Source organism: Alcaligenes sp. YSL9 (assembly GCF_030515105.1).
GTDB lineage: Bacteria > Pseudomonadota > Gammaproteobacteria > Burkholderiales > Burkholderiaceae_B > Alcaligenes > Alcaligenes phenolicus.
Genome location: NZ_JALXJU010000001.1, coordinates 101,957 through 117,607, shown reverse-complemented (window position 1 = coordinate 117,607; position 15,651 = coordinate 101,957). Strand labels below are relative to the sequence as shown.

Below are 15,651 nucleotides of genomic sequence, written 5' to 3'. Positions count from 1 at the left end.
GATCGGCAGCGGCTCTGCTGATCCTGATAAAACTGACAGCTAGACAAAACATTAATTCCGGGATCGGTTTTGATACCCGGAATACTTGAAAATAATAATTAATAATAAAATCAATGAAGTAGACTACGGCAACCTTGCTCTGAAACCCTGGATTTTGCTTGTCATTACATTGACACATTTAGAATCTAATACAAACACCAGGTAACAAAATTGAGTCAACATGCAACATAATGATCTGTCCTTTTCCGCCTACGTCTTTAACAGGGCCAGATCATGCGTGAAAACCAAGCCATTACGTCTCATGAAACACAGGTACCCGAAAAAACCTATTTAATCTCCAAAACAGACCTGAAGGGGCGCATCATCTACGCCAATCCAGTCTTTATCGAGGTTAGCGGCTACAGCCATGATGAGCTGATCGGGGCGCCCCACAATATCGTGCGTCACCCCCACATGCCGGCCGTGATTTTTCAGGATTTATGGCAGACCCTCAAGCAACAACGATCCTGGTCGGGGTTGATCAAGAACCGCCGCAAAGACGGCGGCTTTTACTGGGTGAAGGCCCGCGTCATTCCTTTAATAGAAAATGGCCGCGTCAATGGCTATGCCTCGGTACGGGTACGCGCCCAGCCCAAAGAGATCAAGGAAGCAGAATATTTGTACCACTCCATCCAGCAGCAAGGGTTGCGCGGCTTTCGTCTGCATGAAGGCCAGTTGCAAGCCAGAGGCTGGCGCTCTGCCCTGAATACCCTGCTCCAACCCTTGAACCGCAGCCTGCGCGCCAGCTTGCTACGCTTCGGGATTCTGACGGGCAGCCTGGTGACCTTGAGCGTCGGTTTGCTATTGGGCAGTGGCGCATCCGGCACCTATCTGACCGCCGGGCTGGCCTCGCTGGGGGTGCTCAGTCTGGCCACCTTGGCCTATGGCTGGATTGTGACCCAGCGCATGATGCAGCCCCTGCACAGTGCCACCCATATCGCTCAACAAATTGCGACGGGCAATTTGCTGATCGACCTGAACCCACAACACACCCGTAGCCAGGAAATTGCACAGCTGTATTTCTATATGGACATGATGCGCAAGAGCCTGCTGAGCCTTGCCCGCGATGTGCATCAGGGCATTCAGGCTTCTCTGGATGTATCTACACAGATTGAGGACGGCAACCGCCAACTATCCCACCGTACCGCCGCCCAATCCGGCTCCTTGCAGCGCACGGCCGCGAATATGGAGCAGTTGACCATGAATGTGCAGCAGACAGCGGACAATGCCAGGCTGGCCAATCAGCTGGCCGACCAGAGCCTGTCTACCGCAAGGCGTGGAGGCGAAGTGGTGCAGGACATGGTCAGCACCATGCAGGACATCCACAATAGCTCCGAGCGCATTGGCGATATTGTGTCGATTATTGAAGGGCTGGCGTTTCAGACGAATATTCTGGCACTGAACGCCGCCGTGGAATCCGCCCGTGCGGGCGAGGCCGGCAAAGGGTTTGCGGTCGTGGCCGGTGAAGTACGCAGTCTGGCGCAGAAAAGTGCGCAGGCCGCCGGGGAAATCAAGAACCTGGTGGAAGACTCCTTGAAGCGCATGGCAACCGGCGCCCATCATGCCAAACGGGCCGGTTCTACCATGGATGAAATCATGCAGTCCGTCTCCGATGTGACGCATCTGATCAGCGAAATCTCCACGGCCTCCAATGAGCAAGCCAGCGGTTTGGCGCAGATTAACGACGCTGTCTCCACCATGGACAGCGATACCAATGACAACGCCGATCTGGCTCGAAATTTGGGAGTGACAGTGCATGAGCTCAGCCGTCAGGCACAAGAGCTGAAACTGTCCATCCAGCTTCTGAATACGGGGTCGAGTGGCCGTTCTACCTACGCCCCCGACCCGAATGCCACCCAGGAGCCAGTTCCCTTGCTGAAAGTTGCCTGATAAGAAAGCCGTGGGGGCAAAGCGCTGAGCGTCTCGCTGCCCCGCCCCCTCCTACTCCTGCCTCGATAAGGCAGCGGATTCAGCTAACCCTGATCAGAAATGCTCTGCCCTGTTTTCCAAGCACGGCCAAGGCGCTGACAGGACGCTGATCTGGCAGGCTCTTTTTAGACCAAACCCAGTAACAGAATCGCGTGCAGGCCTACGCCAACCAAACCGCCCACCACCGTGCCATTAAAGCGTATGTATTGCAGATCCGTGCCTACGGTCAGTTCCAGCTCGCGCACCAGTTGCCTGTCATCCCATTGACGCACGGTGCGCGAGATATGGTCTTTGGCTCCTTCACGTAGTTGCTCGGCCAGGCCCGCTGCTGCGGACAGCATGTGTTCATTCAAGGTTTCACGCAGCGTCGCATCCGTATTCAAGCGTGTCCCCAAATCCTGCGCCACCTGACGCAGATGGGCCGCCACAGACGAATCCTCTTTGGCCAGATCATTGCGCACAACACGCATGACGTCCGTCCAGACACCATCAATGTACTCACCCACATCTTTATGGTGCAAAAAGCGCTGCTTGATCGCCTCTACCTGCTCCATCAAGTCCGGGTCCTGACCCAGGCGCTGGATATAGTCGTGTACCCATTGCTCGTAATCCTTGCGCAAGGGGTGCTCGGGCTCGCTCAAAATGGTTTGCACTTCATCCACCAGAGCCCGCGCCAGACGGTCGGCCATCTTGCCCGACAGCTCGTCTACCGAGGTCACTACCCCGACCATGGCCAGCAGCTTGGGCCACTCCCGCTGAGCGTAGCGCACCAATACATCAGCCACACGCTGTTTGACTGCCTCGTTGGACAAATAGCCACCCAATTGCTGCAAGACTTCGTCCAGCAGGCGCTGGTGGCGGGCATTGCGCGTCAGCAGCCCCAGAATCTGGGAACTGGAACTGGCCATGTCCACCCGCATCAAATAGCCACGTACGCCATCGGTCAGCGCTTGTTTGACGCTGCGTTCGTCCAGCAAACGCAGGGCCTCGCCCATGGCGGTTTGCAAGGCACGGCTGACACGTTCGCTCTGCTCGGGTTGCGACAGCCACTGCCCCAAACGCGCTGCCGGGTCCAGGCTGCGCAGCTTTTCCAGCAACATGGCGGAGTCCAGAAAGTGGTCGCGTACAAAGACGCCCAGGCTTTCACCCAGGCTGTTTTTCTTGTTGGGAATAATCGCAGTATGTGGAAACGGCAGGCCCAGCGGGTGGCGGAACAAGGCCACGACGGCAAACCAGTCTGCCAACGCACCGACGGTGGCGGCCTCACTAAAGGCACGCAACCAGGGCCAAAATCCGGCAATGGGCGCCGCCTCGCCCTGCCGCATCATGGCGTGGCTTAGCAGGAACAGGCAGATAGTCAGCGCCAGCAAAGCCAATGCGCTGCGCTTCATGCGACGCAGGCGGCGTTCGGGCGAGTCAGGGCGAGAGAACGATGTAGACATTTCCACAGTCTATGCGTAGTTCAGCGCAAAAGCGGTATTGAATAGTGCGGAGCCAAGTCTCGGGGAAAACAATTCCAAGCCTCAGACCTCCCGTTCTGCCACAGAAATCTCATCACAAGCTAGGCATCACTGACGGTCAACACGGACAGAGCCAGACCTCAGCCCTCTTGGCAGGTTCACACATAGTCACCAGGCCCTTATTGTGACCCTGTCTTTTTCTGCCTGTCCAGAAACGAATCAGCCTGGGCGAACCCAGGCTGATCACGGCACATCAACAAGCTATGTGTTTACTTGCAGGCTTGCTCGGCGCGCTTCACAAAGTCCGTTGTGGCATCACGCAGGGCTTTGGCAATCTGACCAGACTGCTTGGGAGCCAGCGTGACCCCGCCGGTTGCCGTTGCCGCGCAAGCCGACAAACCTTGCCCGGTGATATCCACCACGTTAATGCGCAAACGTGGCTTGGCACGCGCAATGCTGCGGGACACGGCACAAATATCCTGATCGCAACCGTCATTGCCATCCACAAACAAGACGATCAAGGCATCCCGGTTCACCCCATCGACCCGGCTGGCCGCCAGATTCAGGGACTGCACCAGGTTGGTACTGTCCTTGGCCTCGATATTCTGGATCAAGCTCTTCAAGCGTCCACGCTGTGCGGTCGTAAAGCGGCCCTGGTAATTGGGTGCTGCACACTGCTGCGCAAAGGTCACCAAGTGCAGATCCTGCCCGGCCGGCAAACTGTCCACCATGCTGGAGAAAGCACTGCGTGCCGCATCGATACGCGAGGTGCCCTGAAACAAGGTTCGAGCACGTTGGGTAGCGTAATCACTCCAGGAGCCCATATCGTCCAGATCCTGGCTGAAGAACCACTCCTCGTCCTGAATCTTGGCATTGACGCTTAGCAACATGGACATGGAGGAATCAAAAATGATATAGACCTCGGGCTTGAGTACCTCCCCCTTTTCGTCCTGAGCACACACAAAGTTAGGATCAGACGACACCTTGGGACCCGGTTTGGGTTCAGGCTTAGGTTTGGGTGGTGGCTCGGGCTTGGGCGGTGGCTCCGGTGCAGGAGGCGGCGCAGGCGGCTCTTCCACCACGGGCTCGGGCGCAGGCTCTATTTTGACTGGTTCGGGTTCCGGTTCAGGAACAGGCGTCACCGGCTCTTCTGGCGGTGGAGCAGGAGGCACAACAGGCTCTTCCACTACGGGATCGGGTTTGACCACAGCGGGTGGCTCTACCGGAACCACATCTTTATCCCACCAGCCTGGGGGCCACTTGAACCACCAGGACAAGAACAGCGCCAGCAACAAAGCCAGCAAAGCAGCCAACAAGAACCACAGCCACGGACGACCTTTGGAGGTGGCCACAGTCGTCGCCGCAGCCCCTGCCCCCACGGCTGCTGCCGCAGGCACCGCAGAAGACACAGGCGGTGGTGGTGCCACCCGCTTCTGATAGGACTCGAACAAGGGCTCGGGCGACAGCGCCGGGTTCTCGCTCATGAGCAGCAAAGGCTTGCCGCCTACGCTGTAAACCGCGCCTTTGGCCGACACGTCTTTCAGCAAAGCTTGCAGCGCTTGCGCGTCCTGCGTCGCCCCCTGCTCTTGCAGCTGGCGGCTCAGGACCTCGATCCGGTCCAGCGATTGCTGGTAACGCGCATCCAGAGCCTGTTGCTGTGCCGCAGACAAGCTACTTTTGGGCACGGCCTGGCCCTGCATGCCCGTCCACCAGGCGGTGGTCTCGGAACCATCAGCCTGATAGGTGGAAAACAGATGCGTTAAGGGTTCGTCCTGGCGTTTCAGTACATTGAGCGCATGCTGATGCTGCTGATACGCCGAGGATGGTCCAACCGAATCAAGAATGACGCGCTGCATAGGCTTTTACTCGTCGTATCCCAAACTGGACTGCAGGCGGCTGACGTCTTTTTGCAGCTGCTGCAATTGCTGCTGCTTTTGGGCGATCGCAGCCGGACTATTGTCTTCGGTAGAGCGGTTCACGTCTTTCAGGCCTTTATCCAGGTCCTTGAGCTGGTTTTGCAAACCGGCTTCCTTGCCTTTGCTGGCCTGCAAACTGCGAACCAGTTGCCCCATGGAGCGGTTCAACGCCGTCTGTGCCTGACGTTGCTGGGCCAGACTGGCCTTACTCAGACTTTGCTGTGTCTGAATATCCTTGTAAACCTGATGAAACAACGCATTGGCTTCCTGCGCGCTCAGCAGGCTTTGTTCGCGCGCATCAATATGCTGACGATACGCACCCGAGGTGTCGCAACTGATTTTGGTAAAAAAGCCGGCGTCTTGATCAGAAGGATCGCATTCGCTCATGGTGGTGGCACAACCGGCCAGCAAAAGGCTGGCTGCCAAAGGGGTCCAACGCAGAAATACTCGCATAATCCTTAACCCAAAGTAACGGCGGAACGCATGGAATACAGGTCGTCTACTTCTTTCTGCAGCACGGCCACTTTCACATTCATCTGGTCAATTTGACGATCCAGACGCTGGACTTCGGACTTCTTGCCCCCGTCCTTGCGTTCAGCATCGGCCACGTCGCGGTACAGGCTGACCTTTTCGTTCATGTTTTTCAGATCACGATTGAGCACTTCGATATTTTTATCGATACGGGCCAATTGCTTCTCGGCCTGTTTTTTCTCCATCGTTTTTTCTTTCATGTGCTTTTCGATTTCAGCAATCTGCCGCTTGTCGTCAGCAATCACTTGTTGAGCCGTATTGGTACGCTCAATGATATTGGCCGTATCGGCTTCTACGTCGCGCTGCATGGCGGCCAGACGATCCGAGGTATTGGCGTATTCCGTGCGACGCTGGTCCAGATAGTAGTTGGTCCCCATGGCGACACCGCAAGCGGCCACACCCGCAATAATCGCGCAAGCCGCTTTATTGCTGGAGTTGGACAACATGCAAGCCAGCACACCCACTGCCGCAGCACCAGCACACGCCTGAAAGCCCGAGCGGCTAAAGAATTTCGCATCCTGACCACTGGTCAGACGGTCATCGGCCTGGGTACCGCCCAGCAAACTACTGCCAGTACTGGCACAACCCGAGAGCAAGGCCACGCCCAGCATCAGGCTGCCCAGCAAAGTTCTAGGGGTAAAACGGCGCACGTGTTGCATAACTTCCTCTTCCATTTGAAGTACGTCTATTTTTATTGACTCGTGATTTACGAGTTGGGCACGGATTTACAACTGTTTTTCCAGGCATTGATATCAATGGCATCTGTTTTCAGATAATCCTTCTGATTTTTCCAATGCACTTCCAGGTAGGGTTTCAAGGCACTGAGGCTCTTGTTTTGTTCCATCATCTGGCGCTCTACCGGCACCTGTTTTTCCAGCAAATTCAGGCCATACAAGGACGAGGCGTCAATCAAATTGCTCGCATAATAGCGGGCCAGTTTGGCGACACGGTCTTCCTGCTCGTCCAACTTCACCTTACGGCTGGCACATTGCTTGTCGTCCGTATCGGCTTCACACAAGGCATCGTAATTTCGGTGCAGCAATTCCACGAACAGCACGTCGTCCTTCAGCTTGGTGCACAGGAAAGAGCCCAGCTCCAGGTTGGCGCGAATGGCTTGGTCACGCATCTCTTCCTGACGCAGATTGGCCGCTCGCAAATCCCCTTCCAACTGCTTCAACTGGGCTTTGAGCTTGTCGTCTTCCAGCGTACTGGCCAAGGAGCCCAGGCGCTGCACCGCGGACTCTTCGGCTGGCTCATTCGGATTCACCGTGCCTTGCTCGGTGCCCAGGGCTTGCCAGCTCTTTTCAATCGCCTGCACACGCTCGCGCGAAGTCAGGGCAATCGACACCAGGGCCAGACGCATGCCGGTTGTTTTGGCTTTTGTTGGTCCTTTAGGTCCGTAGTACGCCAGCTCTTTACGAGCCGAAGAACGCAGTGCTTCGGGCTTGGACAGGAAATTGCCGCCACGCACCACAAAGCCACCGGCCTGTCCGTGCTGACGATCCAGCTTGTTCAGGCGGAAAGACTCCAGAATGATCTCGTCCACATTGCCCAGCATGTCATGCAGGCCCAGCGGGTTGGGCTTGAGCCGTCCCATCAACTGAACCGCCCCGTTGGAGGACTGGGCACCGGCATACCACTCGTAGTCATTCATGCCTTCAGGCATGGGGTAACGCACATCACGGAACTCGGCCGAGGACAGGGCTGAGCCGCCGCGGGCGGCATATTCCCATTCAATTTCGGTAGGCAGACGTACAAAACCGGCCAAACCATCCTCTTTGGGCAGCTTGTCGGCGGCGTTCTCGCGCAACCACTGGTTGTACAGATCGGAGAAATGCACCGCATCCATCCAGCTGATGTCGGTCTGCGGCACCACCAAGTTGTTCTTGGGCGTAGGGCAAGTGGCCTCGGTCAAGGCCTGGTACTGCAACTTGTTCAGTTCGTACTTGGCCATCAGGTAGTAGCGCGACGAACCCGCCTTGCTATCGGTAAAGCTGCCTGCAATGAACTCGGGGCGCTTGTGTTCGATATAGCCCCATTCCTCGGCTTCCTGTCCTACCACCACTCGCATATCGTCTAAAGGTCCAGCCACGGGCACGGCCACGCGACGAAATACCATGGCGCCTTCGCAAGGCATGGGCAGAACCACATCCCCTTCGGCTGGCTTGGGGTTGTAGTACTTCTCGTCCCAGGGCGCTGCCTGCGCCACAGCGCTGAAACCCAGCAGCAAGCTGGCTGCACTGAACAAAGGTTTAAATTTCACGCAAACTCTCCGCAGGTTGAACACGAACGGCCCGCCAGGCTCCGATCGCCGCCACCACACACGCCAACCCTGCCACCATCAATAAGGCGTACAGGGCATGGGCTACGGTAATGCGACACACGAAGTCCGTCTGCAGGCCATCTCCCACCAGTAGTTGATTGAATAAGGTGCTGCCCAGGCCATACAGGCCCAGTCCCAAGGCATAGGCGATCAGGCTTAGCAAAATGGCCTGAATCAGCACGTAGCGGATGACGCCACCGCTATCAATACCCAGCAAACGCAGGACCGCCAGATCTTTGCGTTTACGATCCACGTTCGCCAAAAAGGCCCCACCCAAGGAGGCGGCGCAGCCCACAATGGCTGTCAGAGCGATCACACCAAAAATCAGGCTAAGTACCCGGTTGATAGCACGCACGTTTTCAATATCGGCGTAACGGCTGGCGACCGGAATGCCTTGCTGCTCCAGTCCGTGTGCCACCTCGCCAACCTGATCAATCGTGCTGGCATAGACACGGGCGCGGGCGTAGAGCACGGGCATATCGGCAGCCAAAGGCTTGCCAGTCAGCAGGGAAAAGTCGGGGATTTGAAAACCATCGCGGGCGTATTCCAAGGCCAGCAAAGTTTCCGGGGCGACGAATACAGCAGGACGCGAATAGCGATGTTCAGCCAACACATCCACCACCGTCATGGCTTTGTCGCCCTGCTCAAACTGTCCGTCCAGGCGACGGTTCAGGCGCAGATGCACGGACTCGTCCGCCGTCCAGTTCAAGCGACGGGCGGCTTCCTGAGTCAGAATGATTTCATTGGGAGACAAGTCACGGGCCTGAGTTTGCAACAAGGGATCACCCTGTGCGCTGGCCAGTACTTCTACATTTTCCAGAAAGCGGCGTCGGTCCAGGCGCAGATCTGCCTGGGTATTCAAGGAGCGCGTCATGCCAATGGCATAGCCCACGCCGGGCATTTCACGCAGCGTGTTCAGCCAGGCTTGGTCAAAGCTGCCGCTACTCAACATCTTCACTTCCAGATTGCGCGGATCTTGCAGCAACTCCTGCTGCAACTGGGTGACCACACCGTACTTCAGGCCAAAAAGCAGCAGCAAAGGGGCCACTACGGCCACCATGGCTGCAACCATGCAAAACGAGATGCGCCAGTCAAAACGCAAGTCGGCCCAGGCCAGACGAAAGACGTTTACAAACATGGGGCGGCAACCTCGGGAACAAAAATGCTCAAACCCGGTTCCAGCCTGGCTTGCAAGCGCGGAATAGCGAACTGGCTCAAACTGTCCCAATCGTGAGAGACCAGCAAGACCGCCAAGTTCAGCTCCTTGGCCAGACTGAAAAACAGCTGGAAAACATGGTGAGCCGTTTCAGGGTCCAGAGCGGCAGTAGGTTCATCGGCCAGTACCAGACCGGGAGCATGTGCAATAGCGCGAGAAAAGGCCACCCGCTGTCGTTCCCCAATCGACAAGGCTGAAGGGTACAGATTCAGTAGCCGCTCCAGTTTCAGGGTAGCAATGGCCGCATCCAGATGGTCCGCCTTGATCGGCAAGCCCTGCAAGCGGCGCGGCAAAACCATGTTTTCCCAAACCGAAAGATACGGCAGCAAGCCGCCGTTCTGCAGCACAAAGCCCAGGTTCCTGGCCCGCCATTGGGCCAATTCAGACTCGCGCCCGCTGGCATACAAGGCCTTGATATCCCTAGCCTCTTGACCCAAGGTGAAAACCTGGACCTGAGCGGGCCGCAGGAGCAGCCCCAGGGTTTCCAGCAAGGTGCTTTTGCCGCAACCGCTGACGCCGGTTACGGCCACAATCTGCCCTGCGTCCAGAGCAAGCTCGGGCAGTTGCACACGAAAAGCGTGGGAGCCTTGCCCCCGGGAGACCTCTAGCTGCTGAATGCGGAGCATGTCAGGGCATCATCTCCAAAGGCACGGGATAAACGTCATCACGTGCATCCGCGCCTTCAGCCAAGGACACCCAGCGATCCGCATCGGCGTTATAGCGCTCGTAGTGGCGCAGCTTGGTGCTCAGATCGCGAATGAATTTCTCCTGGCTCAAGGCATCCCAGCTGGTCCAGGTATCTTCATCCAAAGTCAGCACCGCGCTTTGGTAAGGCAGATCTTCCAGGTACTCGCTCATCAGGCCCAGTTCGGCCAGCTTGGTGCCCTTTTCCTGTTTCAGGGTGCTGGGGTCCGCCCCCATCGCCGCTGCTACGGAACGCAAGCGGTTGAACATATCAGTGGGCGAGATCATGCCTTCATTAGCCGCATCCAGAATCTGTTTGACCACATCGCTCAAGTCACTTAGTTGGGCTTTGGTCAACAAGACACGGACGTCGGTTGTCGGGATGTTCTGGCGCACCAGGTCCCGGTCGCTGATCCAGGCATGGAACACTTCAGGCGCGGTGGTGCCCGTGGTTTTGCCCAAATACGCCAGGCGCATGGCATGGCCGATCAGCTCGGCGTCGGTCAGCATCTGGTCGGTGGTGGTGTCGCCGGTCTCCTGGGCACGCGCCGCACTGCCAATCGCATCCCCTCCCTGGTAAGCCACTTTGACCTGCTCGGTCAGCGCGGTCGCCAGATTATCGACCATCTTGCCGAACTGGTTCACGTCACCGGCATTAACCGGGTAGTACAGCGAGGTCTGTGTGCCACCGTAAGTGGACAGCTCTCGGTACTGGTCTTCGGCCTTGGCATGGTTGTTCTTGCCCGATGGTGTCTTCAAATGCAGGGTGTAAATCGCCACACCGGGCTTGGCCGCTTCAATACGCAGTTGCGGTGCGTCCAATCCGGTCGAAGAGTACTTGTTATTGCCTTCCAGCGCCCCGGCATCGGTAATCAGCACCACATAACGTGCGCCGAAATTGTTCCAGTTCACCTTGTCCAGCGCTTCCAGCACGCCTGCGTAGGCATCTTCGTCATAAGCAACGGTGGATACCTTGGCCTGCTTCAAGTCCGACACTTTGGACAAGAAGTCCTCGCTACTGGTTACGGTATTGGGGTCCGCATACACATGCGTCAAATACTCGATCCCTGGCGCGGCTTCCATATTGGAGCGAAACGCGATCAGACCAAACTTGACCTGATCGGACAAGCCCTGCTCTTCCACCTTGCTATAGACCTTGCGCACGGCCTCGCGGGTGCGATCAATGTAGGGGTCCATGGAAATGGTGGAGTCAATTACAAAGACCACGGCCGCACTAAAGCCCTTGATCTGGGACGTGCGTTGGGCGGCGTCCTGATCCTGGGTTTGCTCAGATTCTTGTTTAGCGGCTTCCGGCTCTTTCTTATCTGCGGTGTGCTTGGTGACAGACGCCACATTCAGCAAACGAGTACGGAAGCCGTTTTCAGTCATGACCTCTTCGCCACTCAAAACGGGCAAGAGGTAGAACTGTTCCTGCACATCCACAAAGTACTCGGGCTCTTGCGCCAATACGCCCTCTGTTTGCGCGTCCTTACGCAAAGCCTGGCGCATAGGGGCCACCAAAGTGGCCGGGTCTGGCGTGTCCAGCACTTTTTCCAGCAAGGCGCGATCCTTGAAAAACAGCATGCGATCGCGGTTGGCCGGATTGGTGAAGGCCAGGGTCAACTGCATTTTCCAGTCCACCGTGCAGGCCTTGTCCAGCCAGCCTACGGTCTTGCCCTGGCTGTCTGGACCAACCTGCACACGCTCTGCCCCGCCCTGCTCTTTGCGCTGGTAAATATAAAAGCGGCTGAACGCAGGCACCGGCTTGCCCTGCTGATCCGTTTCCGAAGAGAACAGACGGCAGGACGGCGTAGTCAGAACACGTTGATACAGCGTCTTCTTGCCCTCTTGCAGCAAGGGAGCCGCGGCCTGTGCCTGGCTTGCGCCCAACAGGAGAGCACCAAGCAAACTGAATCGAACAAGGGGACGCATCATCATTGACTCAACTCCTGGAAGCGGGCCTTGGCTTGCGCGTTATCAGGCTCGGACAGCAAGACGGTTTCATACCAGTATGCAGCGGTAGCAGGATTAGGTTTGCTAAAGCAGGTGTTGGCCTGGTGATCTTTGGGGTCGTATTCACGGGCGTAAGCCATGGCAATTTTCACATCACCAGACTGTGCCTTGTTCACGTACAAACGCTGAGCCACGTCACACTGTTCCGCCTTTTTGGCTTCTTCGATCACGGCCAGCCATTGCTCGGAGGTTTTGCTCTCCTTGACACACTCTTGCACAAATTGCAGGCCGGGACGGTCTGCCAGCTTGTCCATGGTGCAATTGTCTGTTTCCACCACTGCAGGCCTGGACTCTGGGGCATCGGGCACGGCCGGGCTGTCGCCCTTGGCGGATTGGCTATAGAACCAGTAGCCTGCAGCGCCTGCCAGAATCAACAAAAGAACAAGCAAGACGATCCATTTGGCCACGCCACCTTTTTTGGCGGGAGGCGCGACAGGAGCAACCGTCTCCTTTTTGGGAGCAGGTGCTTCTACCTTGACCGGCTCGGGCTCGGGCACAGGTTCCACCACCTCAACCACGGGCGGTGTTTCAACAACTGGCTCCGGAGCGGGAGGCTCGGGCGCAGCAACTGCCGGCATGGTCAATTCCATGGCCTGGGCATTGCCACCGGCCGTGGAAGGCAAGATCGCCTTGTCCAGCTTCAGCGGGCTGCGGCCCAGCTCTTCGCCACTGCTATCGGCCAGAGTGATTTGATACGCATCGCTGGCATTGGCCAGCAGCGAATCCACAATGTCTGCGTTCAGCAGAACGGCAATACCTTCTTCATGCTCGGTCCAGCCTTGTTGCGGCAACCAGCGCAAGGATGCATCCCAGCTTTGGGCCGAGTGCAAGTAATAGCTGTTCTGACTGCGCTGAATGGCGATCGAGTATTCGCCCAGGTCCAGCTCTTCATCCAGATCCCGCACATACAGACGAGCGCGGCCAGGGACCGCGGGCTCCAAAGCCTGCAAACTAAATCTTAATTTCATGCCACGCTCTTATCGGTAAATCGTTCCAGAATGCGTCCCAAAGCCTGATTCTGTTCCAGACTCAGTTCGCGGCCACCTTCATAACCGGCGTTATGCAAAGTGGTATGGGCCAAAGCGGCCAACCATTGTTCAAAGAAAATTGCGCCGTGATCCTGGGGCTCTGCCGGCAGGATCGGCATGCCATCCTGGGCAAAGGCTTTGGGACTCTTGAAGAAGTCGTCGCTGCCGCCTTTCAGGTAGAACCAGGTCACAAACTCGCTGATCGTCATGGCCACATTGCAAACCTGGCGATCGGCCAGACGCTCACGACGCACACCGCTTTGGCGGCGCTTGGTCAGCACAGCCAGCAATTTGTCACGCAAGGCCCAACGATCCGAGGCCACAATCAGCTCTTCAACCAGGCTGGAGAGCAAGTCCACCGGCATGCGCAACACGTTTTGATTGGTACGACTGGCAGGCAACTCGCGCAGTTGGCTGACCCAGCTGCGGTACACCAGATCGGCGTACTGCTGCTCGAAGGGCTGCTCCTGGGTCAGAACGCCCGACTCGTCCGGCTCGGACTTGCTGGAACCCAGGCTCAGGAACAGATCCCGCAAGGTATCTTGCGGCAGGTGCAGCGCAGCCAGCAGCTCGCCCACAATGGCGCGGTAAGCAGGCAGCTCCTCCCGGAACTGTTTGGCCAGGGCCTCCTTGACCACCGATTGCTGATCGCCGTCCTGGCTATACCAGGAATGCAGGGACTTCTTGACCAGGCTGTCATGCAAACTGCGGAACTGTTCCTGCAAGCGCATCAGCTTGAAGTCCAGACCACCGATTTGAGCCACATACGCACGCAAACGCTGCATGCCGCCATCATTCAAGGCCAGCATGGCATCCCAGGCTTCGGCCGGATCGCTTAATTGCTGCGCCAGTAGCGGATTTTCAATAAAGCTGCCACGCATGCGATCCATTTTGTCGGCCACGGATGCCGTAATGGATAGCTCCCGGCTTTCGGTGTCCAGATCAATAAAGGGTGTGGGCATGCCGGGCTTGCGCACCAGGAAGGTGTTGGAGAAGGGCTGATCCGGACGCCATTGCTGCAACCATTCGCAGTGGCCGAAACGCTCTTTGAAGCTCATCTTCATCAGACCGTCCCAGCTGTCACGTACCTGGGCGTCGTCCTGAATCAGGGAGGCACCGATACGCTTGTCGAACATGGTGATGGCCCACATCAGACCCACTTTACGGTTCTGGCGTTCCTGCGGCGTGGCACCCTGAGTGCGATGGACCCAGCGTGTCAGCACGGGCTCTACATCTTTCACATCGCTTTGCTTGTCCGAAGCGGTACACATGACCAGACCGTTCATTTCCTGCTGATCGGTATAGCGCTCAAACAGATAAGCCACCTTGCCACGCAGAATCAGTTGCGAGGCGGGGTTGCCACCGCTGCTTTCCGACGCCGCACCGGCATCCTGCACGGAGCGAATATTCAAGCGACCACGGTAACCGGGGAAATCCAGCAGATCGACCTTGTCCACGCCGCCGCCTTGGGTTTCACCAATCAGGGGGAAAGTCAGCTCCACCGTCAACGCTGCCAGATGAGCCAAAGGCACTTCCACCGCTTGGGCGGCAACGACGGGCTGGCCATCCTGTTCACGCACGGGCAAGACGCTCAGGCTTTTCTCCGTGGGGCTGCCCAGCGATTCGAGCACATCCACGTTCATGATGCTGTCTTGCTGTACAAAGCCATCGCCTTCGCGACGGATCAGCGCTGTCAGCGGTGCATAAACCTTGCTGGGATGACCCAGAGCCTGCAGCACTTTAGCCAGGCCAATATAAAGTTCGCTCAGCTCAGCCTGCTCGCCCCACAAGATGGAAAACAACTGTGCCCGGTCTTCCAGACGCAAGGCGGGGGCCAGATTGATGACCTCTGGCCAGTACGTACTGTCCAGCAAGCGAGTGGTATTGCCAAAGCTGCTGCGCACGTAGTCCCACAAGGACACGGCGTCATCGGCGCTCAAACCAGCATCATTGGCACCGGCACGGCTCTTGAGCGATTCGATCAAGGCCTTGATGCGGTCTGCGGCAAAGGTGTAGCCGATCTGCTCCTTGTCAAAGTCATTGAAATAACTGTTGACCAGGATTTTCACCATATCGACTTCAGAGAAAATCTGCAGTTCGACGGGATAGGCATCAGGGCCTGCGGTGGCATTGCGACTAAAGCGCGTTACCAGACCCGTAGCCTCCTTACCCCCCCCTGGCGGGTTCACGTGGCGCAGGAAGTCGATGGTTTCACCGCCGTAATTGGTTTCCAGACGGCCATTGCCACCCGCAGCAAGGCTGGAAATCAGATAAGACTTGCCCGCCTGCGACAGACCAAAAAAACCAATCGTCATGGGGCGGCCCGAGACCACACCCAGACTGCGGGCGGTATTGCGGGCACGGCGCAGTTCCAGCACCAGGCTATCGGCCTGTGCGTTCAGGCGTTGCGACGAAGCGCGCGCCTGCATCACCCAGTCAATCGCCTCTCCGGCACCTTGATATACGTTCTGCCAGTCCTGGCACAAATCCTGCTGTAAGGTCGTCATGTCCA

11 protein-coding genes are annotated in these 15,651 nt (G+C 57.2%); 1 reads left to right on the top strand and 10 read right to left on the bottom strand.

What is annotated here, in order from left to right:
• Positions 1-273: 273 nt before the first annotated feature.
• Positions 274-1,929, top strand: coding sequence for a methyl-accepting chemotaxis protein (locus M2Q46_RS00520; RefSeq protein WP_035269138.1), 1,656 nt, complete (start codon positions 274-276; stop codon positions 1,927-1,929).
• Positions 1,930-2,093: 164 nt separating this feature from the next.
• On the opposite strand, the gene M2Q46_RS00515 is transcribed toward M2Q46_RS00520, so the two are convergent.
• From M2Q46_RS00515 to M2Q46_RS00470, 10 genes are all read right to left on the bottom strand, one after another.
• The gene (locus M2Q46_RS00515; protein WP_302356247.1) at positions 2,094-3,410 is read right to left on the bottom strand and encodes a DUF445 domain-containing protein; all 1,317 of its coding nucleotides are present in this window, start codon (positions 3,408-3,410) and stop codon (positions 2,094-2,096) included.
• Between the two features lie 287 nt (positions 3,411-3,697).
• Positions 3,698-5,284 (bottom strand): VWA domain-containing protein, encoded by a 1,587-nt coding sequence (locus M2Q46_RS00510; protein WP_052159240.1) that lies wholly within the window; start codon positions 5,282-5,284, stop codon positions 3,698-3,700.
• 6 nt (positions 5,285-5,290) lie between these two features.
• Positions 5,291-5,797, bottom strand: a complete 507-nt coding sequence (locus M2Q46_RS00505) for a hypothetical protein (protein WP_088452413.1) — start codon at positions 5,795-5,797, stop codon at positions 5,291-5,293.
• Between the two features lie 5 nt (positions 5,798-5,802).
• On the bottom strand, positions 5,803-6,534 hold the full coding sequence (locus M2Q46_RS00500; RefSeq protein ID WP_035269133.1) for a hypothetical protein: 732 nt from the start codon (positions 6,532-6,534) through the stop codon (positions 5,803-5,805).
• A 47-nt stretch (positions 6,535-6,581) separates the two neighbouring features.
• Positions 6,582-8,138 (bottom strand): SUMF1/EgtB/PvdO family nonheme iron enzyme, encoded by a 1,557-nt coding sequence (locus tag M2Q46_RS00495; RefSeq protein ID WP_083053866.1) that lies wholly within the window; start codon positions 8,136-8,138, stop codon positions 6,582-6,584.
• Positions 8,128-9,336 (bottom strand): ABC transporter permease, encoded by a 1,209-nt coding sequence (locus M2Q46_RS00490; protein ID WP_268380264.1) that lies wholly within the window; start codon positions 9,334-9,336, stop codon positions 8,128-8,130. Before M2Q46_RS00490 ends, M2Q46_RS00495 begins: the two co-directional genes overlap by 11 nt.
• Positions 9,327-10,040 (bottom strand): ABC transporter ATP-binding protein, encoded by a 714-nt coding sequence (locus M2Q46_RS00485; RefSeq protein ID WP_302356235.1) that lies wholly within the window; start codon positions 10,038-10,040, stop codon positions 9,327-9,329. The genes M2Q46_RS00490 and M2Q46_RS00485 overlap by 10 nt, the downstream gene beginning before the upstream one ends.
• Position 10,041: 1 nt before the next feature.
• Positions 10,042-12,036 carry a vWA domain-containing protein gene (locus M2Q46_RS00480; RefSeq protein ID WP_302356232.1) on the bottom strand — a complete coding sequence of 665 codons (1,995 nt, stop codon included), beginning with the start codon at positions 12,034-12,036 and terminating at the stop codon, positions 10,042-10,044.
• Positions 12,033-13,079 carry a hypothetical protein gene (locus tag M2Q46_RS00475; RefSeq protein ID WP_302356229.1) on the bottom strand — a complete coding sequence of 349 codons (1,047 nt, stop codon included), beginning with the start codon at positions 13,077-13,079 and terminating at the stop codon, positions 12,033-12,035. The genes M2Q46_RS00480 and M2Q46_RS00475 overlap by 4 nt, the downstream gene beginning before the upstream one ends.
• Positions 13,076-15,646, bottom strand: a complete 2,571-nt coding sequence (locus M2Q46_RS00470) for a virulence factor SrfC family protein (RefSeq protein ID WP_302356226.1) — start codon at positions 15,644-15,646, stop codon at positions 13,076-13,078. Before M2Q46_RS00470 ends, M2Q46_RS00475 begins: the two co-directional genes overlap by 4 nt.
• Positions 15,647-15,651 lie beyond the last annotated feature (5 nt).

What these genes read in the sequence shown, in the direction of transcription:
- M2Q46_RS00520 (WP_035269138.1), top strand. Translation starts at nt 274, where the DNA reads ATGCGTGAAAACCAAGCCATTACGTCTCATGAAACACAGGTACCCGAA.
- M2Q46_RS00515 (WP_302356247.1), bottom strand. Translation starts at nt 3,410, where the DNA reads ATGTCTACATCGTTCTCTCGCCCTGACTCGCCCGAACGCCGCCTGCGT.
- M2Q46_RS00510 (WP_052159240.1), bottom strand. Translation starts at nt 5,284, where the DNA reads ATGCAGCGCGTCATTCTTGATTCGGTTGGACCATCCTCGGCGTATCAG.
- M2Q46_RS00505 (WP_088452413.1), bottom strand. Translation starts at nt 5,797, where the DNA reads ATGCGAGTATTTCTGCGTTGGACCCCTTTGGCAGCCAGCCTTTTGCTG.
- M2Q46_RS00500 (WP_035269133.1), bottom strand. Translation starts at nt 6,534, where the DNA reads ATGCAACACGTGCGCCGTTTTACCCCTAGAACTTTGCTGGGCAGCCTG.
- M2Q46_RS00490 (WP_268380264.1), bottom strand. Translation starts at nt 9,336, where the DNA reads ATGTTTGTAAACGTCTTTCGTCTGGCCTGGGCCGACTTGCGTTTTGAC.
- M2Q46_RS00485 (WP_302356235.1), bottom strand. Translation starts at nt 10,040, where the DNA reads ATGCTCCGCATTCAGCAGCTAGAGGTCTCCCGGGGGCAAGGCTCCCAC.
- M2Q46_RS00480 (WP_302356232.1), bottom strand. Translation starts at nt 12,036, where the DNA reads ATGATGATGCGTCCCCTTGTTCGATTCAGTTTGCTTGGTGCTCTCCTG.
- M2Q46_RS00475 (WP_302356229.1), bottom strand. Translation starts at nt 13,079, where the DNA reads ATGAAATTAAGATTTAGTTTGCAGGCTTTGGAGCCCGCGGTCCCTGGC.
- M2Q46_RS00470 (WP_302356226.1), bottom strand. Translation starts at nt 15,646, where the DNA reads ATGACGACCTTACAGCAGGATTTGTGCCAGGACTGGCAGAACGTATAT.